At 65.7% G+C, this 22852-nt stretch carries 23 protein-coding genes and 1 pseudogene; 16 read left to right on the forward strand and 8 right to left on the reverse strand.

Translation table 11 applies throughout. From position 1 onward, the window contains the following. Positions 1–254 precede the first annotated feature (254 nt). Positions 255–1193: a LysR family transcriptional regulator gene (locus tag E4K64_RS06030; protein WP_135162639.1), complete on the reverse strand. Its 939-nt coding sequence runs from the start codon at positions 1191–1193 to the stop codon at positions 255–257. A 210-nt stretch (positions 1194–1403) separates the two neighbouring features. Between E4K64_RS06030 and E4K64_RS06035 the strand changes: the two genes are divergently transcribed. The 6 genes from E4K64_RS06035 (at position 1404) to E4K64_RS06060 (ending at position 7480) form a co-directional block, all read left to right on the forward strand. After that, complete coding sequence (locus E4K64_RS06035; protein ID WP_167771835.1) at positions 1404–2483, forward strand: ABC transporter ATP-binding protein; 1080 nt, start codon at positions 1404–1406, stop codon at positions 2481–2483. Between the two features lie 35 nt (positions 2484–2518). Beyond that, positions 2519–3235, forward strand: a complete 717-nt coding sequence (locus tag E4K64_RS06040) for an HAD family hydrolase (protein ID WP_135162641.1) — start codon at positions 2519–2521, stop codon at positions 3233–3235. A gap of 16 nt (positions 3236–3251) precedes the next feature. Then, positions 3252–4559, forward strand: coding sequence for an NAD(P)/FAD-dependent oxidoreductase (locus tag E4K64_RS06045; protein WP_167771836.1), 1308 nt, complete (start codon positions 3252–3254; stop codon positions 4557–4559). A gap of 22 nt (positions 4560–4581) precedes the next feature. Further along, positions 4582–5631 carry an ABC transporter substrate-binding protein gene (locus E4K64_RS06050; RefSeq protein ID WP_164718304.1) on the forward strand — a complete coding sequence of 350 codons (1050 nt, stop codon included), beginning with the start codon at positions 4582–4584 and terminating at the stop codon, positions 5629–5631. 257 nt (positions 5632–5888) lie between these two features. Further along, a complete protein-coding gene (locus tag E4K64_RS06055; RefSeq protein ID WP_135162989.1) occupies positions 5889–6701 on the forward strand; it encodes an ABC transporter permease in 813 nt (270 codons plus the stop codon). Then, on the forward strand, positions 6698–7480 hold the full coding sequence (locus E4K64_RS06060; RefSeq protein ID WP_135162643.1) for an ABC transporter permease: 783 nt from the start codon (positions 6698–6700) through the stop codon (positions 7478–7480). The genes E4K64_RS06055 and E4K64_RS06060 overlap by 4 nt, the downstream gene beginning before the upstream one ends. A gap of 138 nt (positions 7481–7618) precedes the next feature. Here the strand turns inward: E4K64_RS06060 and E4K64_RS06065 are convergent, their stop codons facing one another. Beyond that, the gene (locus tag E4K64_RS06065; RefSeq protein WP_135162644.1) at positions 7619–8308 is read right to left on the reverse strand and encodes an aspartate/glutamate racemase family protein; all 690 of its coding nucleotides are present in this window, start codon (positions 8306–8308) and stop codon (positions 7619–7621) included. Between the two features lie 430 nt (positions 8309–8738). Here E4K64_RS06065 and E4K64_RS06070 point away from each other — a divergent pair, with 430 nt between their 5' ends. Genes E4K64_RS06070 through E4K64_RS06085 form a run of 4 tightly spaced genes read left to right on the forward strand, consistent with a single transcriptional unit; the run spans position 8739 to position 13241 of the window. Beyond that, positions 8739–10400, forward strand: coding sequence for a thiamine pyrophosphate-binding protein (locus E4K64_RS06070; RefSeq protein WP_135162645.1), 1662 nt, complete (start codon positions 8739–8741; stop codon positions 10398–10400). 4 nt (positions 10401–10404) lie between these two features. Then, positions 10405–11670 (forward strand): NAD(P)/FAD-dependent oxidoreductase, encoded by a 1266-nt coding sequence (locus E4K64_RS06075; RefSeq protein ID WP_135162646.1) that lies wholly within the window; start codon positions 10405–10407, stop codon positions 11668–11670. A gap of 9 nt (positions 11671–11679) precedes the next feature. Beyond that, positions 11680–12423: an aspartate/glutamate racemase family protein gene (locus E4K64_RS06080; protein ID WP_135162647.1), complete on the forward strand. Its 744-nt coding sequence runs from the start codon at positions 11680–11682 to the stop codon at positions 12421–12423. A 38-nt stretch (positions 12424–12461) separates the two neighbouring features. Then, the gene (locus E4K64_RS06085) at positions 12462–13241 is read left to right on the forward strand and encodes an SDR family NAD(P)-dependent oxidoreductase (RefSeq protein WP_135162648.1); all 780 of its coding nucleotides are present in this window, start codon (positions 12462–12464) and stop codon (positions 13239–13241) included. A 148-nt stretch (positions 13242–13389) separates the two neighbouring features. On the opposite strand, the gene E4K64_RS06090 is transcribed toward E4K64_RS06085, so the two are convergent. From E4K64_RS06090 to E4K64_RS06100, 3 genes are read right to left on the reverse strand one after another with little or no spacing between them, the layout of a single operon-like run. Then, a complete protein-coding gene (locus tag E4K64_RS06090) occupies positions 13390–14184 on the reverse strand; it encodes an IclR family transcriptional regulator (protein WP_135162649.1) in 795 nt (264 codons plus the stop codon). 20 nt (positions 14185–14204) lie between these two features. After that, complete coding sequence (locus tag E4K64_RS06095; RefSeq protein ID WP_135162650.1) at positions 14205–15938, reverse strand: FAD-dependent oxidoreductase; 1734 nt, start codon at positions 15936–15938, stop codon at positions 14205–14207. A gap of 7 nt (positions 15939–15945) precedes the next feature. Continuing rightward, the gene (locus E4K64_RS06100) at positions 15946–17160 is read right to left on the reverse strand and encodes an ABC transporter substrate-binding protein (protein ID WP_135162651.1); all 1215 of its coding nucleotides are present in this window, start codon (positions 17158–17160) and stop codon (positions 15946–15948) included. Between the two features lie 316 nt (positions 17161–17476). Between E4K64_RS06100 and E4K64_RS06105 the strand changes: the two genes are divergently transcribed. The 4 genes from E4K64_RS06105 to E4K64_RS06120 all read left to right on the forward strand — a co-directional run bounded on the left by E4K64_RS06105 (position 17477) and on the right by E4K64_RS06120 (position 20193). After that, entirely contained in the window at positions 17477–17938 is a 462-nt protein-coding gene (locus E4K64_RS06105) for an Hsp20 family protein (RefSeq protein ID WP_135162652.1), read from the forward strand. 78 nt (positions 17939–18016) lie between these two features. Then, complete coding sequence (locus E4K64_RS06110) at positions 18017–18508, forward strand: Hsp20/alpha crystallin family protein (protein WP_209311944.1); 492 nt, start codon at positions 18017–18019, stop codon at positions 18506–18508. A gap of 87 nt (positions 18509–18595) precedes the next feature. Beyond that, positions 18596–18931: a hypothetical protein gene (locus tag E4K64_RS06115; protein ID WP_135162653.1), complete on the forward strand. Its 336-nt coding sequence runs from the start codon at positions 18596–18598 to the stop codon at positions 18929–18931. Positions 18932–19086: 155 nt separating this feature from the next. Next, complete coding sequence (locus E4K64_RS06120) at positions 19087–20193, forward strand: trypsin-like peptidase domain-containing protein (protein WP_135162654.1); 1107 nt, start codon at positions 19087–19089, stop codon at positions 20191–20193. A gap of 311 nt (positions 20194–20504) precedes the next feature. On the opposite strand, the gene E4K64_RS06135 is transcribed toward E4K64_RS06120, so the two are convergent. Next, the gene (locus E4K64_RS06135; RefSeq protein WP_135162657.1) at positions 20505–20723 is read right to left on the reverse strand and encodes a hypothetical protein; all 219 of its coding nucleotides are present in this window, start codon (positions 20721–20723) and stop codon (positions 20505–20507) included. A gap of 104 nt (positions 20724–20827) precedes the next feature. Here E4K64_RS06135 and E4K64_RS06140 point away from each other — a divergent pair. Further along, positions 20828–20923: pseudogene (locus tag E4K64_RS06140) on the forward strand (fumarylacetoacetate hydrolase family protein); the annotation flags it as partial. A 148-nt stretch (positions 20924–21071) separates the two neighbouring features. Further along, complete coding sequence (locus tag E4K64_RS06145; protein WP_135162658.1) at positions 21072–21452, forward strand: hypothetical protein; 381 nt, start codon at positions 21072–21074, stop codon at positions 21450–21452. 62 nt (positions 21453–21514) lie between these two features. Here E4K64_RS06145 and E4K64_RS06150 read toward each other — a convergent pair whose 3' ends face one another. Together E4K64_RS06150 and E4K64_RS06155 are read right to left on the reverse strand one after the other, a co-directional pair. Continuing rightward, positions 21515–22366, reverse strand: a complete 852-nt coding sequence (locus E4K64_RS06150) for an HpcH/HpaI aldolase/citrate lyase family protein (RefSeq protein WP_167771837.1) — start codon at positions 22364–22366, stop codon at positions 21515–21517. After that, the gene (locus E4K64_RS06155; protein ID WP_135162660.1) at positions 22366–22818 is read right to left on the reverse strand and encodes a MaoC family dehydratase; all 453 of its coding nucleotides are present in this window, start codon (positions 22816–22818) and stop codon (positions 22366–22368) included. The genes E4K64_RS06150 and E4K64_RS06155 overlap by 1 nt, the downstream gene beginning before the upstream one ends. Between the last annotated feature and the right edge of the window lie 34 nt (positions 22819–22852).

Raw genomic sequence — 22852 nt, forward strand, 5'->3', positions numbered from 1 at the left:
TCTCCCCGCTTGCGGCAGGGCAATCGCACATGACGCTTTGCGGGACCTGAGCGCGCGCCTCGTCCTTCGAGACGACCGCTTCGCGGTCTCCTCAGGATGAGGCTAAGCAGCTTTGGTGCTTCTTGAAACTCGCGCCGCGCACCCGCTCCTCATCCTGGGGGCCCGCCAGCGGCGGGCGTCTCGAAGGATGGCCACAGGCGAGATCGCTCGCATATGCGATTGTCCTGTCGCTTGCGGGGAGAGGGAGAATAAAATCAATAGCACGCCGCCATCGCGCCGAGCTTCGGATAGAGCCGGTCGATCGCGGCGATCTCGCTTCGCATCTGCGCGATGATCCAGTCGCGGATCTCGGCGGCGATCGGGCGCATCGGCCGGTTGCGCGGCGGCAGGAATTCGCAGACGCGGCGCGTGGTGGTCAGCCGGTCGGAGGCCGGCACCAGCGCGCCGGTCAGCAGCCAGTGCGAGGCAACCGTCAGCCAGCCGAGCGCGATGCCCTGGCCGAGCAGGGCGGCCTGCACCACGACGGCATAGTCGGTGAAGCTCAGCGCCTTGGCCGCGCCGCGGCGCCCGGTGAGGAGCGAGGCGTAATCCGCGGCCCAGTCGCCCGGCGTCTCGGCAAGGCGGATGATGGTGTTGCCCTCGGCGGGATCGGTTTCGCCGAGATAGGAGGGGCTGCACATCGGCAGCATGACTTCCTTCATCACCAGCGTGCCGCCCGATGGCGGCTCGTCGCGATCGCGGAAGCGCATGCCGAGGTCGACGTTCTCCACCGGCCCGCGCAACGCGCCGGAGATGAGCTGGAAGCGCAAATCGACCTGCGGAAACTGCTTCTGCAGCTTGTCGATGCGCGGCATCAGCCAATGCGTGGTGAAGGCGGATGAGACCGACAGCGTCACCGTCTCGGTGCCCTTGCGGCGCCGCTCGATCTCGACGAGCCCGCTCTCGATGCTGCGAAAGCCGTCGAGCACGCGGCGATAGAGCAGTTCGCCTTCCTCGGTGAGCACCGCGCGCCCCGCCTTGCGATCGAACAGGCGGACGCCGAGATGCTCCTCGAATTGTCCGAGCATCCGGCTCACCGCCGGCTGCGTGACATTCAATTCGGCGGCTGCGGCTGTGAAACTGCCATTGCGCGCCGCGGCGTCGAAGACGAACAGGGCGTTGCTCGACGGCAGCATGCGGCGAAGCTCGGGCATAACATCATGTTATGAGCTGCGTGAGAATTTGGCAATTGCCGAGTTTTGCCAAGTCTGTTGTCATCGCCATTACAGCCTAAAGACAGGGCTCGCGAGCAAGGATTTGGTGCGGTGCACGCTTCGATCCCGAGTGCTCAGATTCCCTGTCTATAAAGCAGGCTTATGGCGCGCAGTGAGGCACGCCGTTGCAGGGACGGGCGAGGTCGATCGTTGGACAAACGAGCGGAAAGCGTCGAGATCAGATCCGCGAGCAAAGCCTATGGCTCCGTGCGCGCCCTCGACGACGTCTCCCTCGATGTCGGCGCCGGGGAGTTCGTCTCGCTGCTCGGTCCCTCCGGCTCGGGCAAGACCACGCTGCTTGGAATTTTGGGCGGCTTCATCCTGCCGACAGCGGGCACGATCCTGTTCGGCGGCCGGGACGTCACTTACATGCCGCCGCACAAGCGCGATATCGGCGTCGTGTTCCAAAACTACGCGCTGTTCCCGCACATGAGCGTCGGCGAGAACGTCGCCTTCCCCTTGCGTGCGCGCCGCCTGCCGAAAGCGATCTGGCCCGACAAGGTGCGCGCGGCGCTCGGCATGGTCGGGCTCGCCGGCTATGAGGAGCGCGGCATCGCGCAGCTCTCCGGCGGCCAGCGCCAGCGCGTGGCGCTCGCGCGCGCCATGATCTTCGAGCCGCGGCTGATTCTGATGGACGAGCCGCTGTCGGCGCTCGACAAGCAGCTGCGCGAATCCATGCAGATCGAGCTGCGCGCGCTGCACCGGCGCATCCAGGCCACCATCATCTATGTCACCCATGACCAGCGCGAAGCTTTGACCATGAGCGACCGCGTCGCGGTCATGAAGGACGGCCGCCTGGTCCAGATCGACGAGCCCGAGCGGCTGCACGATCATCCCGCCGATTCCTTCGTCGCGAGCTTCATCGGGGAAGCGACCATGCTGCCCGTTCGCCGCGTCGATGCCTCCAGCGTCGCGCTCGGCAATGCGCTGCTGCGCAGCGCCCGCGCCATTCCCGATGGCGATGCGCTGATGCTCGCCGTGCACACCGAAAAACTCCTGATCGACGATGGCGGGCAGGATGCCGCCTGCAACCGGCTGACCGGCACCGTCACCGACATCGTCTATCAAGGCGAGAGCCTGCGCATTTTCCTGGCTCTCGAAAACGGCATTGCGCTCAGCCTGCGCCAGCCGAGCTATCACCAGGCCTACAGCCGCATTCCGCCGCTCGGCGGCAACCTCACCGTCACCCTTCACCCCGAGGACACCATCGTCGTGCCCAGGGTGGACTGAACTCAAGCCTTGTCCAACCGAGAGAAGAAACTGATATGTCGACCCAAGCCGCGTTCAGCAATTTCAAGGTTCTCACCTTCGACGTCGTCGGCACCTTGATCGATTTCGAGGCCGGCGTGCTCTCCGCGGTGCGCAGGATCTCGGGCAAGACGTCGGCCGAGCTCAGCGACGACCAGATCTTCGAGCCCTACAAGCGCGGCCGCGACAAGCACTACGGGCGCTCCAGCGAGGCGATGTTCCATGTCTATCGTCACCTCGCCACCGAGCTCGGACTGCCCGCCGACGATGCGGCCTGCGACATGTTCCAGCTTGCGGTGCTGCGCTGGGGGCCGTTCGCGGATTCGGTCGAGGCGCTCAGGCGCCTGCGCACGAAATTCCGGCTGGTGGCGATGACCAACGCGGACCGCGTCGCGCTGTCCTGCTATGCCCACGCGCTCGGCGATCCCTTCGACGACACGGTGTGTGCCGACGACACCGGCGTTGCCAAACCCAACCCTGAATTCTTCGCCTACAACAGGGGGCGACAGTCCGCTTTCGGCTACAAGCAGTCCGACATTCTGCATGTCGCGCAGAGCCAGTACCACGACATCGGGATTGCGCGGAAGCTCGGCTACAAGGTGTGCTGGATCGAGCGTCGCCAGGGCATTGCCGGCTTCGGCGGCACGCCGGCGGTGGAGACGCTGACCAAGCCGGACTTCCATTTCCCGACGTTGAAGGCGCTCGCCGACGCCGCCGTTGGGCCTGCGGCGTAACAGCGTGAGCGCGGGCATGACACGGGACTGGAGCGCGCTGCCGTCGGCCAACTCGCTGTGGGAAGCCACGGCGGCGCCGGCGCGCGATTTTCCCGTGCTGTCGGGCGATCAGCAGGCGGATGTCGTGATCATCGGTGCCGGCTATACGGGGCTCTCCGCGGCGCACCACATCGCCAGGAGCGGCCTCGTGCCAATCGTGCTCGAGGCCAACCGCCCCGGCTGGGGCGCGAGCGGACGCAACGGCGGCGTGATCACCGCAAAGTTCCGCCTCTCGTTTCGTGAGATCGACGCCGTGCATGGCCGCGCCATGGCACGACGCATGTACGAGATCGCGCATGAATCGACCGACATGGTCGAGGAGCTCGTCTCCGAATTCGACATCGCGAGTGCGAATCTCACTCGCACCGGCCAGGTCAAGGCCGCGCATAATGAGACGACGCTCCGGGCCGCGATCGACGAAGCGGACTGGATGACGCGCGAGATGGGCTCCGCCGAGGTCCGCATCCTCGACAAGAACGCGGTGCGTGACGAGACCGGCTCGGACATCTTCGTCGGCGGTGTGCTCAATCCCGGCTCCGGCGGCATCCATCCGTTGAACTACCTGCGTGGCCTCGCCGACGGCGTCGCGCGTCGCGGCGTCTCCGTCTTCCAGGAGTCGCCCGTCATGAGGCTGCGGCGCGAGAAGGACGGCATCGTCGCCGAGACGCCGCAAGGTGCCGTGCGCGCAAGACAGGCGATCATCGCCACCAACAGCTATTCCGACCTCACTGGCGCCACCGCGCATCTGCAGCGCACGCTGGTCCCGTTCCGCAGCGCCATGGTTGCAACCGCGCAGCTGCCGCGCAATCTTGCAGGAAGACTGATGCCGACGGGGCGCACCTATACCGAGACCAAGCGCATGATGCGCTGGTTCCGCATGGTCGACAACCGCGTGATTTTCGGCGGCCGCGGCGCCTTCGGCAAGCAGGACTCGCAAGCCGCGTTCGACGCACTTCGCAAGGCGATGGTCGGCATCTTCCCCGATCTCGCCGAGGTCCCGCTCGAATACAAATGGTCGGGCCTGGTCGCGATGACGCTGGACTCGGTCCCCCATATCGGCCGCCTCGACGACCGCACGCTGGTCTCGCTGGGCTACAACGGCGCCGGCGTTGCGATGTCGAGCCTGATGGGCCGCTATCTCGCCGCTTTCGTACGCGGCGAAAGCCCCGATGTCGGCCTGCTCGACGTCAGCCGGATGAAGACGATTCCGCTCTACCCGCTGCGTGAGCCCGCCGTGCGCATGGTCGCCGGCTGGTACCAGTTTCTCGATGCGATCGGTCGGTGAGATCTCTTTGGAGGAGGCGAAAATGACGGCGATACGTAATTGCGGATTTGGTTGCGCTTTGCTGGGAGCAATCGCGCTCAGCGGCACCGCGGCGAATGCCGCCGAGCAGATCACCTTCGTCTCGCAAGGCGGGGCCTATCAGCAGGCGCAGACGGTGGCGATCCTCGATCCCTCCGCCAAGAAGCTCGGCATCACCATCAATCAGGATTCGATTCCCGACGCCTGGCCGGCGATCAAGACGCAGGTCGGCAGCGGCAAGCCGATCTGGGACGTCGTCGACACCCCGACCGGCTATTGCCTGCGCGGCGGCGAGCAGGGCCTGATCGAGAAGCTCGATTTCTCGAAGATCCCCAACGCCGCGGCGATGCCGGAGGCGTATCGCAGTCCATACTCCGTCTCCTACGAATTCTATTCCAGCGTGCTCGCCTTCAGCCAGAAGACGTTTCCGAAGGATGCGCCGAACAGCTGGGCGGATTTCTGGGACGTGAAGAAATTCCCGGGCCGCCGCGCGCTGCGCAACCATCCGATCGCCACGCTCGAGGCGGCGCTGATGGCCGACGGCGTCGCGCCCGACAAGCTCTATCCGCTCGACGTCGACCGCGCCTTCAGGAAGCTCGAAGAGATCAAGCCGCATATCACGGTGTGGTGGACCTCGGGCGCGCAGTCGGCGCAGCTGCTCAACGACGGCGAAGTCGACATGGAGATGGCCTGGAACGGCCGCGTCAGCGCGGTCGCCAAGGAAGGCGCCAAGGTCGCCTTCACCTACAACCAGGGCATCCTGCAGAGCACCTCGCTCTGCATCCTCAAGGGCGCGCCCAATCTCGCCACCGCCGTGAAATTTCTCAACGAGGCCGTCGATCCCGTGCACCAGGCCAATCTGCCGCTCCATATCGACTACGGCCCGGGCAATCCCAAGGCGTTCGAGACCGGCGTGATCAAGCCCGAGCGTGCCGCGCAATTGCCGAGCGAGCCGGCCAATGCGGCCAAGCAGGCGTTGATGTCCTACGCCTGGTGGTCCTCGTCCGCCGGGGAAGCCGCCGAGAAGCGCTGGGCGTCGTTCATGCAGAAGTGAGGCGAAAGAGGAGATGACCCGTGGGTGCATCGGCAAGGACGCTGCACTCCCTCCCCCGCGCGCGGGGGAGGGTTGGGGAGAGGGTGTCTCGACAGCAAAGACTCTCCAAGAGGAAGAATGCCCTCACCCGGATCGCCTTCGCGATCCGACCTCTCCCGCAGGCGGGAGAGGTGTAGCAACCGAGACCAGCGATGCCAGCGTTGATGACGTCCGTGCCAGATCCATCGCAGAAGCATCAGCGCCGTGAGCACGGGCTGATGCTGGCGCTGGTGTCGCCGGCGCTGCTCGTGATCCTGGCTCTGATCGTGCTGCCGGTCGGCTGGCTCGCCTGGCAGTCGATCTACCATGACGGCTTCACGCTGGAGAATTATCGGCGCGTCTTCACCGAGGACATCTATTGGCGCAGCTTTGCGCTGACCTTCGAGATCAGCCTCGCGGTCACGTTGATTGCGCTGCTGCTCGGCTATCCCGTCGCCTATCTCGCCAACGCCCTGCCGAAAGGCTGGAGCATCCTCATCCTGTCGCTGGTCGTGCTGCCGTTCTGGACCAGCGTGCTGGTGCGCGCCTATGCCTGGCTGGTGCTGCTGCAGCGCAGCGGCGTGATCAACCAGTTCCTGCGCCATCTCGAATGGATCTCCGAGCCGCTCGCGCTGGTCCACAACACCTTCGGCACGGTCGTCGCGACGGTGCACATCCTGCTTCCCTTCATGGTGCTGCCGCTCTATGCGACCATGCAGAAGATCCCGAACGAGCTGATGCAGGCCGGCGCCAGCCTGGGCGCGAGCCCGTCGCTGACGTTCGTCCGCGTGTTCCTGCCGCTGTCGCTGCCGGGCGTGCTCGCGGGCTGCACCATGGTGTTCGTGCTCTGCCTCGGCTTCTACATCACGCCGGAATTGCTGGGCGGCGGCCGCACCGTGATGGTATCGATGCTGGTGAGCCGCAATGTCGAGCTCTACAACCAGTTCGGCGCCGCCAGCGCCGTCGCGGTGGTGCTGCTCCTCAGCGTGCTCGCTATCTTCTTCGTCGTCAGCCGCTTCATCTCGCTCGATCGCGTGTTGGGGCAGAAATGACGCGCTCCTCGCCCGCACGCATCGTCCTCTACGCGATCAGCGCGCTGGTGCTGGTCTATCTGATCCTCCCCGTTCTGATCATCGTGCCGATCTCGTTCTCCAGCGCGCGCTTCCTGACCTTCCCGCCGCCGTCGTTCTCGCTGCGCTGGTACCAGCAATATTTCGCCAACCCCGCCTGGATGCAAGCGACGCAGGTGACGGTGACGGTCGCGGTCCTGACCGTCCTGATCGCGACGCCGTGTGGGGTGGCCGCCGCCTATGCCATCAGCCAATCGAGGCTGCGCATCATGCGCGTGATCCACATGGCGCTGCTGCTGCCGCTGGTGGTGCCGATCATCATCACCGCGGTCGGCATCTTCTTCGTCTATGCCAAGGTCGGCCTGGTCGCGACCATGCCCGGCCTCGTGCTGGCGAATGTGATGCTGGGATTGCCTTACGTCGTCATCTCGGTGCTTGCAGGCCTGCAGAGCTTCGATCCGGCGCAGGAGATGGTGGCGCGCAGCCTCGGCATGAACCGCCTCCGCAGCTTCTTTGCGGTGACGTTGCCGCAGATCAAGTCCAGCGTGGTCGCCGGCGGCATCTTCGCCTTCATCTCGGCGATGGACGAGACCATCGTCGCGCTGTTCATCTCGGGCGGCCAGTATCAGCCGCTGACCAAGCGCATGTTCACCGCGCTGCGCGACGAGATCGACCCGACCATCGCCGCGATCTCGACGCTGATGACGGCGGCCTCGTTCATGTTGGTGCTGCTGGCAAGCGCGCGGAAGAAGGACGGGTGAGGGCGACGTTGCGTCCCGGTGTCATCGCTCGATCAGGTCGGGCGATCCGGTAGCCCGGTCGCTTGTGTGGGCCGAGCTGCTGGCGCATCCGGCGCGCCGCAGGTCGCTGCACGAGGTGGCGCGTGGCCTTGTTCAGGATCACCCGATTGCGAAATCCGCGGCCGTCTCGGCGTGAATGGCCGTGGTGTCGAACGTCTCGACCGACGTGTCATCGGGGCCGACCAGCATCGTGATCTCGGTGCAGCCGAGGATGATGCATTCCGCGCCTGCGGCGACCAGCGCTGCCATCGCGTCCTGATAGCGACGACGCGAAGCATCGGCGACGATTCCGAGGCACAGCTCGTCGTAGATGATGCGGTTCACGTCGGCGCGCGTCTCAGTGGGAGGAACCAGCACGTCGAGATCGTGCGCGCGCAGCCGATCGACGTAGAAGTCTTCCTCCATCGTGAACCTGGTGCCGAGCAGCCCGACCCGCCGATAGCCTTTCGCCCGAATCCGCTGCGCCGTCGCATCGCCAAGGTGAATGAATGGGATGGTCACGCTGGAGACGATCTCGGGCGCGAGCTTGTGCATCGTGTTCGTGCACAGCACGATCGCCCGCGCGCCGGCGCTTTCGAGGCGCCGCGCCACCTCGGCCAGGCTGGCCGCGGCCTCGCTCCAGCGGCCCGCATATTGCATCTGCTTGATTTCTTCGAAATCGTAGGAATACAGCAGCAGCGGGGCGGAATGCAGCTTGCCCATGCGTTCGCGGACGCGCTCGTTGATCAGCTTGTAATAGAGCGCCGTGCTCTCCCAGCTCATGCCGCCAATCAGGCCGATGGTCTGCATTCCCGGTGTCCTCGACGATGTGGTCCGGCCGGATCGTAACCGAAGACGTCGAAGCTCGGTAGCCGTCGCAAAGGCATGCCTAGCGGGCGCTACGTAGCTCGGATGAGGGGAGCTATATCCGGGAGCTTCGTGCCTGCCGCACCGGTGCGCTGCAGAGCCGGGGCCCATCTCGCTGCGTGCCGTGCCGGCTCTGGGTCCCGGCTCTGCGCCGCAACGCTAAGAGGCGTTGCGGCGCGTCCGGGACAAGCAGAAGGCGGTATATCAACCGCATCCCTCCATCGGGCCGACGAATGGGCGGTCGTGCAAACGGCACCGACGGGCATGACGTCCGCGCAGGCTGCGGGAAGCCTTTCGACCTTGCGCGCGCTCTCGGCCTGTCTTACGCAGTTGCCGAATAATGGCGCATCGCCAGAGCCTTGAGGGAGCCGTCATGACCATCCGCAACACCCGCACCGGCGGCCAGATCCTGATCGATCAGCTCGTCGCGCAAGGCGTCGAGCGCGTTACCTGCGTGCCGGGCGAGAGCTATCTCGCCGCGCTCGATGCGCTGCATGACAGCCCGATCGACGTCATGATCTGCCGCGCCGAGGGCGGCGCGGCCATGATGGCGGAAGCCTATGGCAAGCTCACCGGTCGGCCTGGAATCTGCTTCGTCACCCGCGGCCCCGGCGCGACCAATGCCAGCCACGGCGTCCACATCGCGATGCAGGATTCGACGCCGATGATCCTGTTCGTCGGCCAGGTCGACACCGGCATGCGCGAGCGCGAGGCGTTCCAGGAGCTCGACTACAAGGCGGTGTTCGGCTCCATGGCGAAATGGGCGGTCGAGATTGATCGTCCCGACCGCATCCCGGAGCTGGTGGCGCGCGCCTTCCGCGTCGCCATGCAGGGCCGGCCCGGTCCCGTGGTGATCGCGCTGCCGGAGAATATGCTGACCGAGACCGCGGCCGTTGCCGATGCCATGCGCATCGAGCCGGCGGTGAGCTGGCCCGCGCCGGCCGACATTGAGCAGGTCGGTGCGACGCTGGCCAGCGCCAAGGCGCCGCTGGTCATCCTCGGCGGCTCGCGCTGGACCGATGAAGCGACCAAGAGCATCGCGCGCTTCGCCGAGCGGTTCGACCTGCCGGTCGCGACCTCGTTCCGCCGGGCCTCGCTGATCGATGCCGATCATTCGCATTATGCCGGCGATCTCGGCATCGGGCCGAGCCCGGGCCTGAAGGCGCGCATCGATCACGCCGACGTCGTTCTGCTGATCGGCGGCCGCATGTCGGAGATGCCGTCCTCGTCCTACACGCTGTTCGACATTCCCGCGCCGAAGCAGAAACTGATCCATGTGCATCCGGGCTCGGAAGAGCTCGGCCGCGTCTATCAGCCGGCGCTGGCGATCCAGGCAACGCCTGCCGCGTTCGCGGCCGCCGTCGAGACGCTGAAACCCTTAGGCGCAGTGGCCTGGAAGGGCGAAGCCGCCAAGGCGCATGCCGATTACCTCGCCTGGACCGACAAGGCGCGCGAGCTGCCGGGCAGGTTCCAGTACGGCGAGGTGATGACCTGGCTGCGCGACCGCCTGCCGAAGGACGCCATCGTTTGCAACGGCGCCGGCAACTACGCCGGCTGGATCCACCGTCATCATCGCTTCCACAGCTTTGCGGCGCAGCTGGCGCCGACCTCGGGCTCGATGGGCTACGGCGTGCCGGCCGCGGTGCTTGCGAAACGGCAATATCCGGATCGAATCGTCGTCGCCTTCGCCGGCGATGGCTGCTTCCTGATGAACGGCCAGGAATTCGCGACCGCCGTGCAATATGACGCAGCCCTGATCGTCATCGTCGTCGACAATTCGCAATACGGCACCATCCGTATGCATCAGGAGCGCGACTATCCCGGCCGCGTCGTCGGCACCCAACTCAAGAACCCGGATTTCGCGATGTATGCGAAGGCGTTCGGAGGCCATGGCGAGCGGGTCGAGCGCACCGAGGAGTTCGCGCCGGCGTTCGAGCGTGCGCTCGCCTCGGGCAAGCCGTCGATCCTCCATTGCATCATCGATCCTCGTGCGATTTCGGTGAGCAAGGATTTCACGCCCGCGGTGAAGGCTTAAGGCGGTGGCGGCCAGCCGCCACGTCGCGATCATCGGGGCCGGCGCGGTCGGGGTGATCAGCGCCATCGAGGCGCTGCGCGAGGGCCATCGCGTCACGCTGATCGATCCGGGGGAGCCGGGCGGCGAACAGGCCGCGAGCTATGGCAATGCCGGCTGGCTGTCGTCGCACTCGGTGATCCCGCCGGCGGAGCCTGGCATCTGGAGGAAGGTGCCGGGCTATCTGATGGACCCGCTCGGGCCGCTCGCGATCCGCTGGTCCTATTTGCCGAAGGCGCTGCCCTGGCTGGTCAAATATCTGCTCTCGGGCTGGACGGCGGCGCGGGTCGAGACGACGGCGTTCGCGCTGCGCGATCTCTTGAAGGATGCACCGCTGCTGCACCGAAAGCTGGCGGAAGAGGCGGGCGTCCCGGAGCTGATCGAGCGTAACGGCGTGATGCATGTGTTCCCGTCGCGCGGCAATTTCGACAACGATCTCGGCTGGCGGCTGCGCAGGAAGGTCGGCGTCGAATGGCTGGAACTCAACGCCGACGAGATGCGCCAGCGCGAGCCGGATCTGCATCCGCGCTATACCTTTGGCGTGGTGGTGGAAGAAGCCGGCCGCTGCCGCGATCCCGGGGCTTATGTCGCGGCGCTCGCCAACCATGCCATCGCCAGCGGCGCCAAGCACGTGCGGGCCAAGGCGACCGGCTTGAGGCTGAACGGCGACAAGCTGGTGGCTGTCGTCACCGAGACCGGCGAGATTGCTTGCGATGCCGCCGTGATTGCCGCGGGCGCGCGGTCGAAGCAATTGACGGCATCGGTCGGCGATCCACTGCCGCTCGAGACCGAACGCGGCTATCACGTCATGATCGAGAATCCGGAATCGGGCCCGCGCAGCTCGATGATGGCGTCCGACGCCAAGATGGTGGTGAACTGGACCAACAGGGGCCTGCGCGCCGCCGGCACGGTCGAGATCGCGGGCCTCGAGGCCGCGCCAAACTGGAAACGCGCCGAGATTCTGCGCGAACATCTTCTCGGCATGTTCCCGAAATTGCCGAGGGATATTCCGGCCTCGCGCATCAAGACCTGGTTCGGCCATCGGCCGAGCATGCCGGATGGACGACCCTGCATCGGCTATGCGCGCGCCTCGCGCGATATCGTCTATGCCTTCGGCCATGGCCATGTCGGCCTGGTCGGCTCGGCCCGTACCGGCCGCCTCGTCGCGCAGCTCCTCAGCGGCAGGCAGCCTGAAATTCCGCTTCTCCCCTTCGCGCCCGAACGTTTCCTCTGAGGTCGCCGCATGACCAACTCAGCCCGTTCGTCCTCCCGCATTGCCCGTGGCGGCAAGGCCATCTATGGCGCGCCGCTCGGCATCCTGATGCTGGAGGCGCGCTTCCCGCGGATTCCCGGCGACATGGGCAACGGCACCACCTGGCCGTTCCCCGTCCTTTATCGCGTGGTGAGCGGGGCTTCGCCCGAGAAAGTGGTGCTGAAGGGCGCGGCCGGCCTGCTGCCCGATTTCATCGATGCGGCCAAGGACCTGGTGCGGATGGGGGCTGAGGCCATCACCACCAATTGCGGCTTCCTCTCGCTGTTCCAGAAGGAAATCGCGGCCGCAATCGGCGTTCCCGTCGCGACATCGTCGCTGATGCAGGTGCCGTGGGTGCAGGCGACCCTGCCGCCGGGCAAGCGCGTCGGTCTCGTCACGGTGTCGGGCTCGACCCTGACGCCGGCCCATCTCGAAGGCGCCGGGGTGCCGCTCGATACGCCGGTGGTCGGCACCGAGAACGGCAAGGAGTTCTTTCGCGTCCTGATCAAGGCCGAGAAGGACGACATGGACATCGCGCAGGCCGAGCGTGACGTGGTCGAGGCCGGCAAGCAGCTGGTCGCCGAGAATCCCGATGTCGGCGCCATCGTGCTCGAATGCACCAACATGCCGCCTTACGCCGCGGCGCTTCAGGCCGAGGTGGGATTGCCGGTCTACGACATCTATTCCATGATCACCTGGTTTCACGCCGGACTGCGCCCGCGCGCCTTTGCGTGAACGCGTCCGCGAGATCGTCACAAGTCCTGGAGCAGCCCATGAGACTATCCGGCAAGGTCGCCGCCATCACCGGTGCGGCGCGCGGCATCGGCAAGGCCTGCGCGAAGAGATTTTTGGACGACGGCGTCAAGGTCGTCATCTCGGATGTCGATGCGGAAGGCCTCGCCGCGGCGGCTGCCGAGCTGGGGCGGCCGGACGCCTTGCGCACCGTGGTCGGCAATGTCGCCAAGCGAGCCGATGTGGATCAGCTCGTCGCGACCGCCGTGAAGGAGTTCGGCCGGCTCGACATCATGGTCAACAATGCCGGCGTCGCCCGCAACCGGGACATCCTCGACATCACCGAAGAGGAGTTCGACGAGATCATCGGCATCAATTTGAAGGGCGCGTTCTTCGGCGTGCAGGCGGCGGCGAGGCAAATGATCGCGCAAGGCGGTGGCGGCGTCATCATCAACATGTCCTCGGTGAATGCGCTGCTGGCGATCCCGGCGCTGGCGACCTATGCGATGTCCAAAGGCGGCATGAAGCAGCTGACGTCGGTTGCCGCCGTTGCGCTCGCCCCGCACAACATTCGTGTGGTGGCGGTCGGACCGGGCACGATTTTGACCGACATGGTGAAGTCGTCGATCTATACCTCGGAGGACGCCCGCAAGACCGTAATGTCACGCACGCCAGCCGGCCGCGGCGGCGAGCCGAGCGAGGTGGCCTCCGTCGTGGCGTTCCTGGCGAGCGACGATGCCTCCTACATCACTGGACAGACGATCTATCCCGATGGCGGAAGGCTGATCCTGAACTACACGGTGCCGGTGAGGGATAAGTAGGCCCGCGGTTCCATTCTCGCTGTCATCGCCCGGCTTGACCGGGCGATCCAGTACTCCGAGACGCCTGTGATTATATCGAGAAGCCGCGGCGTACTGGATGCCCCGCATTCGCGTGGCATGACAGCGGGGGTTGCGGGACGTTTGCTCTTCACTCCGCCGCCACCGTGATGCCGTGGCCGAGCCGCTTCGAGATGCCGCCGGCGCAATCCCGCAGCGCATGCGCGATCGGGCTGTCCCAGCGCGCATCGAACGTGCCTTCGGGGCCCATTGCGGTGATGACCAGCGCGACGTGGCCGGAATGGTCGAACACCGGGGCCGAGAAGGCGTTGACGCCGGGCAGGGGATCGCCGAGGGCGCGGGCAAGGCCGTGCTTGCGCACCTCGGTCAGCATCTCCGCGACCTTGACGCCTTTGACCACGCGCTTCGGATTGTAGCCGACGCCGTGGCGGTCGAGCCCGCTCTCGAGCGCGGCGGTGATCGTCTTTTCCGGCAGGAACGCCGCGAAGGCCCGGCCGGTCGCGGTCTCCAGCAGCGCCATTACCGAGCCGACGCGCATGACGATGTGGACCGGCTGGGCCGGCTCTTCGAGCTGGACCACGGTCGGGCCGTGCGTGCCCCAAACAGCGAGAGACACGGCATGTCCGATCTGGCCGGCGAGCGCGGCGATCCTCGGCCTTGCGATGCGCACGCCGGAGAGCCGGCGCAGGCTGATCAGCCCGAGCTCCAGCGCCAGCGCGCCGATCTCGTAGCGGCCGGTGGTCTCGTCCTGCTCGATCAGGCCGATGCGCGAGAAGCTGGCGAGATAGGGGTGCGCCTTAGCCGGCGCCATGCCGGCTTCGCGCGCGAGATCGCGCAGCATCATCGGCTCGCCGCACCGTGCGAGCGCGCGGAGCAGTTCTCCGCCGACCTCGATCGACTGGATGCCGCGGCTTTCTCTCTTCATGCGCCTCCGATGCGCTTGGCTTACGCCGCCTCGCGCTTGGCGGCGCTGTCGGCGAGATGACGGCCGGCAATGTAACCGAAGGTCAGCGCCGGCCCAAGCGTGATGCCGGCCCCGGGATAATTGCCGCCCATGATGCTCGCCATGTCGTTGCCGGCCGCGTAGAGCCCGGGAATGACGCGGCCCTCGGCGTCGAGCGCCCGCGCGTTCGCGTCGGTGACGATGCCGGCATAGGTGCCGAGATCGCCGATCACCATCTTGATGGCATAGAACGGCCCGTTCTCGATCGGTGCGACGCAGGGATTCGGGCCATGCAGCGCATCGCCCTGGTAGCGGTTATAGGCCTTCGAGCCCTTGCCGAAGGCCGCGTCATGGCCTTGCGGCGCCGTCGCGTTGAACTGCCTGACGGTCTCGACGAAGGACCGGGCGTCGATGCCGCCCTTGGCCGCCAGCGCTTCCAGCGTGTCGCCGCGCATGAGATAGCCGGACTTCAGGTGATGGCCCAGCGGCATCGGGAAGGGCGGCACGCAGCCGAGGCCGTATTTGCGCAGCGTCTTGTGATCGCAGACAAGGAACGCGGCGATCTCCTCGCCCGGCTTGGCCGCCTTGACCATGGCCTGGACGAAGTCGTGATAGGAATTGCCTTCATTGGCAAAGCGCTTGCCGTCGCCCATCACCGCGATCACGCCGGGCTTGGCGCGGTCGATGAAATGCGGCATCACGCCCTTCGAGCCGTCCTTGCGCGTGGTCAGCGACACCGGCACCCAGGCTGCCGCGTTCGGCAGGCGGTCCTCGACATGCCCGCCTGCGCGCTCCGCAAGACGTAAGCCGTCGCCGGTGTTGCCGGTGGGCCCTGGCGAAAAATGCTCATTGCCGGTCGGTGCGTGCGGAAACATTTTTCTGCGCCGCTCCACATCGTGCGGGAAGCCGCCGCAGGCGAGCACGACGCCCTGGCGCACGCGGACGCGGACCTCGCGTCCCTCGCGCGATACGATGGCGCCGGTGACAGCGCCGTTCTCGACCGTCAGCTCGCGCACCGGCGAGGACAGCCACATCGGAATTTTCAGGTCGAGTGCGGATTTGGCGAGGCGCCCGGCGAGCGCATTGCCATTGGTCAAGGTCATGCCGCGGCCGTAGCGCAGCACGTCCATCAGGTGCCGCGACAGGCGTTTGGCGACATAGACCGCCGACGTCAGCGACTTCGTCACGCGCATGAAGTGGATGATCTCCTTGCCGCTTCCCAGCATCATGCCGAACACGGTGAGCTCGGGCAGCGGCATGCCCAGCGACTTGATGAGGTCGCCGAGCTCGCGGCCGTCGAACGGACGCGTCACCATGGAACGGCCCCCCTGCGCGCCGCCCGGTGCCTCCGCGTGATAGTCCGGAAACACCAGCGGCATGTCGAAGCGGAGCGCCGTCTTGGTGGTGAAGAAATCGACCGCCTCGGGGCCGGCCGAGAGAAATGCATCGACGCGCGCCGCATCAAAGTTGTTGCCGGCCTCGTGCCGCAGATAGGTGCGGGCCTGCTCCGGCGTCTCCTCGATGCCGTAGGCCTTCGCCAGCGAGGTGCCGGGAATCCAGAGCCAGCCGCCGGAGCGGGCGGTGGTGCCGCCGAAGCGCGGCTCCTTCTCGACGATCAGGACGTCGAGGCCGCGGGACCGGGCGGTGATCGCGGCCGACATGCCGGAGCAGCCCGATCCGGCCACGAGCACATCGCACTCGTAGGTTTCGCTTGCGCTATGCTCGTTGCCGGTCATCTGGACCTCACTTCTTCAGCAGCGGACATTTGGACTCGGAGACCGGGCGGAAGGCGTCTTCTCCCTTCACCGTCTTGACGATGTCCAGATAGTCCCACGGCTCCTTCGATTGCTCGGGCGTCTTCACCTTGGCGAGATACATGTCGCGGATGACGCGGCCGTCCTCGCGCAACTTGCCGCCATGGACGAAGATATCCTCGATCGGCAGCTCGCGCATCTTCGCCATCACCTTGGCGGACTCGTCGGTGCCGGCGGCCTTGATGGCCTTGAGATAGTGCAGCACGGAACCGTAGACGCCGGTCTGGATCATGGTCGGCATCACCTTGGTGCGCTCGTAGAATTTCTTGGACCAGGCACGCGTGGCCTCGTCCATGGCCCAGTAGGAGGCCGTGGTCATGTAGGTGCCCTGCGCGGCCTTCAAGCCGATCGCGTGCACGTCGGTGTCGAACATCAGGAGGCCGACCAGCTTCTGGCCGCCCTGAACGAGGCCGAACTCGCCGGACTGCTTGATCGCATTGTCGGTGTCCTGGCCGGCATTGGCGAAGGCCACGACATCGGACTTGGAGCTCTGCGCCTGCAGCGCGAAGGAGGAGAAGTCCGCGGTGTTGGTCGGATGCTTGACGCCACCGAGCACCTTGCCGCCCATCTCGTTGACGAAGCGCGTGGCGTCCTTCTCGAGCTGCTGGCCGAAGGCGTAATCGGCCGTGATGAAGTACCAGGACTTGCCGCCTTCCTTGATCACGGCAGACGCCGTCACCTTGGACAGCGCATAGGTGTCGTAGGTGAAGTGCACGGTGTTCGGGCTGCACAGCTCGTCCGTCAGCGAGCTGGCGCCGGGGCCGGAGAGCAGCGCGATCTTGCCCCGCTCGCGTACCATGTTGTGCACGGCGATCGCGATGCCGGAATTGGGAATGTCGACGACGGCGTCGACCTTGCCGTTGTCGAACCAGCCGCGCACGATCTGCACGCCGACGTCGGTTTTCATCTGGTGGTCGGCACTGACGATCTCGATCGGCTTGCCGAGCACGGTCGGCCCGAACTCCTCCACCGCCATCTTTGCGGCCTCGACCGAGCCCGGTCCTGAATTGTCGCGGCCCCAGCTCGACAGATCGGTCAGCACGCCGATCCGCACCGCATCGTCGGAGACTTGCGCGGTCGCCGCTGTGGTCATGGCAGCCGAAGTCATGGCCGCGAGCATGGCGCAGGCCAGAAGCCCTCTCATCGTTGTTCCCTCTCTCTTATTGGCCGCATGGCGCGGCTGATCGTCCTGGAGGTAAATTAGATATAGGCAAATAAGTTTGTCAATAACGAATAGTTTTGGAGGAATGCATGGGTTGTGCGACGTGCCCGGGGCCGAAATTTTTTCTGATCGGCCCCTTGAAACGCATTTCCGGTTTTCTAAGTCGTTTTTCGCCGCGAGAGCGGTGTGCCGGATGCCAGATCGGGTCCGGTACGGGCGCCGGGCCGGTCTTCGGATCCCGTCCGAGACCCTGTCCTGCGCTCCTTCGTATCCATCTTGCTCTCAGGAGGACTTGGTTATGAGGACCAGTTTCGACTTCGCGCCCCTGTGGCGCTCCACCATCGGCTTCGATCACCTGGCCGACCTCGTCGACAGCACGCTGCGCCAGGCGACCGAGGACAATTATCCCCCCTACAACATCGAACGCTCCGGCGAAGATCATTACCGGATCAGCGTTGCGGTGGCGGGCTTCGGCGCCAGCGACATCACGGTGACGGCCGAACAGAACGCGCTCACGATCGAGGGCAGGAAACCCGAGACCGCCGCGCGGGAATATCTGTACCAGGGCATCGCTGCGCGGCCGTTCCGGCGGGTGTTCAACCTTGCCGACTATGTCCAGGTGAAGCAGGCCTCGTTCCAGGACGGGCTGTTGATCATCGATCTCGTCCGCGAGGTTCCGGAAGCGATGAAGCCGCGCCGGATTCCGATCTCGGGTGCTGCGCCCGCGGCGTCGCAGATCGAGCAGAAGAAAGCGGCTTGAGCTCTCGAGCAAGCGAGACGGCGGAGCGCGGCGCGCGATGCGTGGGCCGCGCTTCCCCGATGCATGGAGGAGAGAACCTTGGGTTTTCGTGATCTCATTCCCTGGTCAGGCAAACAGGAGCTTGCGCCTGGGCGCGACAATTTCGATCCCTTCCTGACGCTTCATCGCGAGATGAACCGTCTGTTCGACGACGTCTTCCGCGGCTTCGGCGGGACCAGCCTGTCGCCGCTGATGGAAGGCCGCTTCGGCTGGCCGAAGGTCGAGCTCAACGAGACCGACAAGACGCTGACCGTCTCGGCCGAGCTTCCCGGCCTCACCGAGAAGGACGTCCAGGTCGAGATTGCCAATGGCGTGCTGACGCTCCGCGGCGAGAAGAAGGCGGAGCGCAACGGTGAAGGCAAATACTTCACCGAGCGCTATTACGGCGCCTTCGAACGTCAGATCCCGCTCGACGGCGTCGAGGAGGACAAGGCTGAGGCGTCGTTCAAGAACGGCGTTCTGACCGTGTCGCTGCCGAAATCCGAGAAGGCGCGTGAAGGCGTCAAGCGCATTGCGATCAACACGCAGTAAGTGAAAGCGGACGGCGGCGGTTGCCGCCGCCGTCTTCATCGTCAACAAGCCCGTCCCTTGGAAAGGAGCATGAGGGGAGGTCCAGAAATGACCAACGTCAATATCAACACCGGCACACTCAATCCGCTGTTTCATCCCGCGGCCCATTACGAATCGCCTGCCGACGTTCTGAACGCGACCGAGCTCTCTCCGCCGGAGAAGCGCATCATCCTGTCGTCCTGGGCGTCCGACATGTACGCAGTCGAATCCTGTCCCGCCTTGCGCGAGATCCCCGGGATGAGCCATACGGTCCGGCTCGCCGACATCCTGGCCGCCTTGCGCAAGCTCGACGGCGACAACGACAATGACGATCCGCCGCGCGGCGGCGGCGTGCCGATGCGGTTGCGGCGGCCCTGGGCCGCCGCCGAGGGGCGAAGCCCATGATGCTCACGCAGACCGTTCTAGGACTCGTGCTGCTCGGTCAGGCCTCGGCGGCCTTCGCCGCTCCGTTCCTGGCCATGCAAGGCTGGATCGTCGCGTCACGCGACGCGTGAAGCCACTCCACTCTCCGATCTCCATACAAGGCGGCAGGAAAGAAGATGAACGCTGTGCGTCCGCTCTTGCTGGCGATGCTGGTGCTGACGCTCACGGCGTCACAGCCTGCTGCCGGCCAGATCCCTGACATGAAAACCGGCGGCCCGGTGCCGACCCTGGCGCCGCTGGTGCGCCGGGTAACACCCGCCGTGGTCAACATTTCCGTGCACGGCCGCGTCCGCGAGGACAACCCGCTCTATCGCGACCCGCTGTTCCGCGAATTCTTCGACGTTCCCCGGCAGATCGAAAAGGAGGTCAACGCGACCGGCTCCGGCGTGATCGTCGATGCCGAGCGCGGTTATGTGCTGACCAACAACCACGTGGTCGAAGGCACAACCGCCGTCCAGATCACGACCAAGGACGGCCGGCAGTTTTCCGCCAAGGTCGTCGGGCGCGATCCGCCGACCGACGTTGCCGTGCTCCAGATCCAGAACCCGGCGGGCCTCAAGGCGCTTCCCTTCGGCGACAGCGATGCGCTCGATGTCGGCGATTTCGTGTTTGCGATCGGCAATCCTTTCGGCCTCGGCCAGACCGTGACATCCGGCCTCGTCAGCGCGTTGGGCCGCACCGGTCTCGGCAAGCAGGGCTATGAGGATTTCATCCAGACCGATGCTGCGATCAACCCAGGCAATTCCGGCGGGGCGCTGGTGAGCCTGCGCGGCGAGCTAATCGGTATCAACTCGGCGATCATCTCGCCCGCCGGCGGCAATGTCGGCATCGGCTTCGCCATTCCGGTGAACATGGCACGCAAGGTGATGGAGCAGATCATCGTGAGCGGCCGCGTCGAGCGCGGTCGCATCGGCGTCTCGTTGAAGGATCTGCATCCGTCGATCAACAAGGGCCTGAATCAAGGCGCCGTCGTCGCCGAGATCGCTGCGGACTCGCCCGCAGAAAGGGCCGGCCTGCGCAAGGGCGATATCGTGACCGCAGCCGACGAGCGTCCGATCCGCACTGCCGCCCAGCTCCGCAACACGATCGGCCTCGCACGCGTCGGGGAGGAGGTGAGGCTCACTCTGTTGCGCAACGGTGCGCCGCTGACCGCTACGGTGCGCGTGGCGCCGGCGAACCAATCGAGCAGTGCGCTGGCAGGCCCCAATCGCCTCGTTCGCTAAAGCGTGATGCGATGCGGCTTGTGCCGCGATGACGCAGGTGCACTCCCTCGCCCGCTTGCGGGAGAGGGCTGGGGAGAGGGTGTCTCGTCAATGGGACAATCCAAAGAGGAGAAAGCCCTCTCCCGGCGCGCGGGACGATGCTTCGCATCGCCCGGACGCGCCGACCTCTCCCGCAAGCGGGAGAGGTGAACAACCCTGCGGCCGCTGCCGATAGAGCTCGCGCTCATGCTCGGTCTTGGCGCTTGCAAGCAGAAGCTCGTAATGGCCGATCACCTTCTCGCGGCCGCGAATGAGCAGCTCCCGCTGACGGTTCATCGCGCCACCCCCATCGCCTCGGCCGGCACTGCGGGGGCTCGGAAGCCGACAGGGAAGGTCGCCGCGGTCAGCGCATCGAGCGCCGACTTCTCTTCTGCCAGGCGTCTCTCGATGAAATTGCGCTCTAGCTGCGACAGCTTCGTCTTCAGCAGTCGCCGATAGCGATGGATGTTGTTGCGGTGCACACGTATGCGGGCCAGATTCTCATCGAGCATCGTCGTCTCTCCAGACGGTCGCCTTGGATCCTTTGAATTTTTCGAGGGTGAGAAAGTGCTTTCTCGCCGAAAAAATATTCGGCGCGATACCGGTGTCAAGATGTTCTGGCACGCCGGAGAATGTCGGTCTCGTCGTCAAGGGTAACGTGCTGCCGTGCGGGCTCGAAGGCTCTCCGGACATGTCGATCAAGATCGTGTAGCTACTACGGCGCCGCCGCAACCGTCGGTTGGCGGGGGGTGGCTCTGCGACGGCGGGTTCCGCCGGTCGATTGCCTTTTGTTGGCCGGCAAGCGAACCTCGTGCGGCCATATTTGAGCAGGAGTGGTTTCCCGTTAGGGAGGCGCTCCGATGACCAAAGCTCTGATCACTGCTGTCGCAATGCTGGCCTGTGTGCCCGTGAGCGCGGTTGCGCAGGAGCGCGCCGGCGATGCAGCGCTCGGCGCGGTATCCGGCGCGGTCGTGCTGGGCCCGGTCGGGGCGGTCGCCGGAGCTCTGATCGGTTACACGGCCGGACCGTCGATCGCCCGCTCCTGGGGCATGAGAGGGTCGCAGTCGGCAGGACATCGGCCGCCGCCGCGCCGCGCGGCCGCGAGCTCACCGCGCGCGCGCCAGGCCATGGATGCCAATGGCCAGATGAGAGCTGCCGCCAATCCGGCTCCGCCGCCGGTTCAAGCCCCGCCCGCCGCGCCGGCGCAGACCTCGGCGCCGCCCGTTCAGGGCTTCGACTGAGACCGCTTCCTCAAGCCGATGCCTTCGGTTGAGCCGCTCGACCTGGCGGGCTCGCGCCCGACCTAGGACTGGCCTAGGATCTTCCGCGCGGCGCGAAGATGCGGCTTGTCGATCATCTGGCCGTCGAGCCGGAGCGTGCCGGAATTGGGATTGCTGGCGAACGCCGCGATCACCTTCTCGGCCCAGGTCCGTTCGGCGTCCGTCGGCGCGAACGCCGCATTGACGATATCGACATGCTTGGGATGGATCAGCGCCTTCGCCGAAAAACCGTCGCGCCGCGCCGCGCGCGTCTCCTGCTCGAGGCCGGCGAGGTTGTCGATGTCGGTATAGACGGTGTCGATCGGCGCGACCTCGGCCGCGGCCGCCGCCATCAGGCATAGATCCCGCGCGAGGCGATAGGGGCTGTGGAACACCCCTCCCGAGGCTTTCTCGGTGGCGCCGAGCGACGCCGAGAGGTCTTCCGCGCCCCACATCAGGCCGGCGAGGCGGGGGGAGCAGCCCTTGTAACTGCCGAGGCCGAAGATCGAGCCGGCGGTCTCCGTCGCAACGCAGACGATGCGTGTCGCGCCGATCGCGATGCCGGCCGCAGCTTCCAGCGCTTCGAGCCAGGTCGCGACCTGCCGCACGTCGCCGCCCCCTTGCGATTTCGGCAGCACGATGCCGTCGGGCCTGCCCGGCAGCACTGCCGCGAGGTCGGCCAGCGTCATGCCGGTGTCGAGCGCGTTGACGCGGACATAGAGCTGGTGCGGGCCGGGACGGCTCTTGAGCATCTGAAGTGTCAGGATGCGCGCCTGCTGCTTCTTCTCGGTGACCACGGAGTCCTCGAGATCGATGATCAGCGCGTCGGCCTTGCCTTCGCTCGCCTTCTCGAATTTGCGCGGGGAATCGCCCGGCACGAACAGCATCGAACGCATCAGACCGGCCTCTTGTGCATCATCGCCATGCGGCGGCATTTGCCGACGATCTCGTCGTTCTGGTTCAAGGCATGGTGCTCGAACTCGACGATGCCCGCTCTCGGGCGCGATTTGGATTCCCTCAACGCAAGCACCTTCGTCGTCGCCCGCAAGGTGTCGCCATGGAAGACCGGTTTGGGAAACGTGACGTCGGTCATGCCGAGATTGGCGACGGTTGTGCCCATGGTCGTATCATAGACCGTCATGCCGATCATGATGCCGAGGGTGTAAAGGCTGTTGAAAATGCGCTGGCCGAACTCGGTCTTCTCGGCGAAATGCGCGTCGATATGCAGCGGCTGCGGGTTGAGCGTCAGCAGGCTGAACATGGTGTTGTCCATCTCCGTGACGGTTCGCGTCAGCGGATGCCTGAACTCCTGGCCCACGGCAAAGTCCTCGAAATAAAGTCCGGCCATCGCGGTTTCCTCCATGCGAAATAACGGCGCGCTC

The organism is Bradyrhizobium frederickii, from assembly GCF_004570865.1.
In the GTDB taxonomy this organism is placed as follows: Bacteria; Pseudomonadota; Alphaproteobacteria; order Rhizobiales; family Xanthobacteraceae; genus Bradyrhizobium; species Bradyrhizobium frederickii.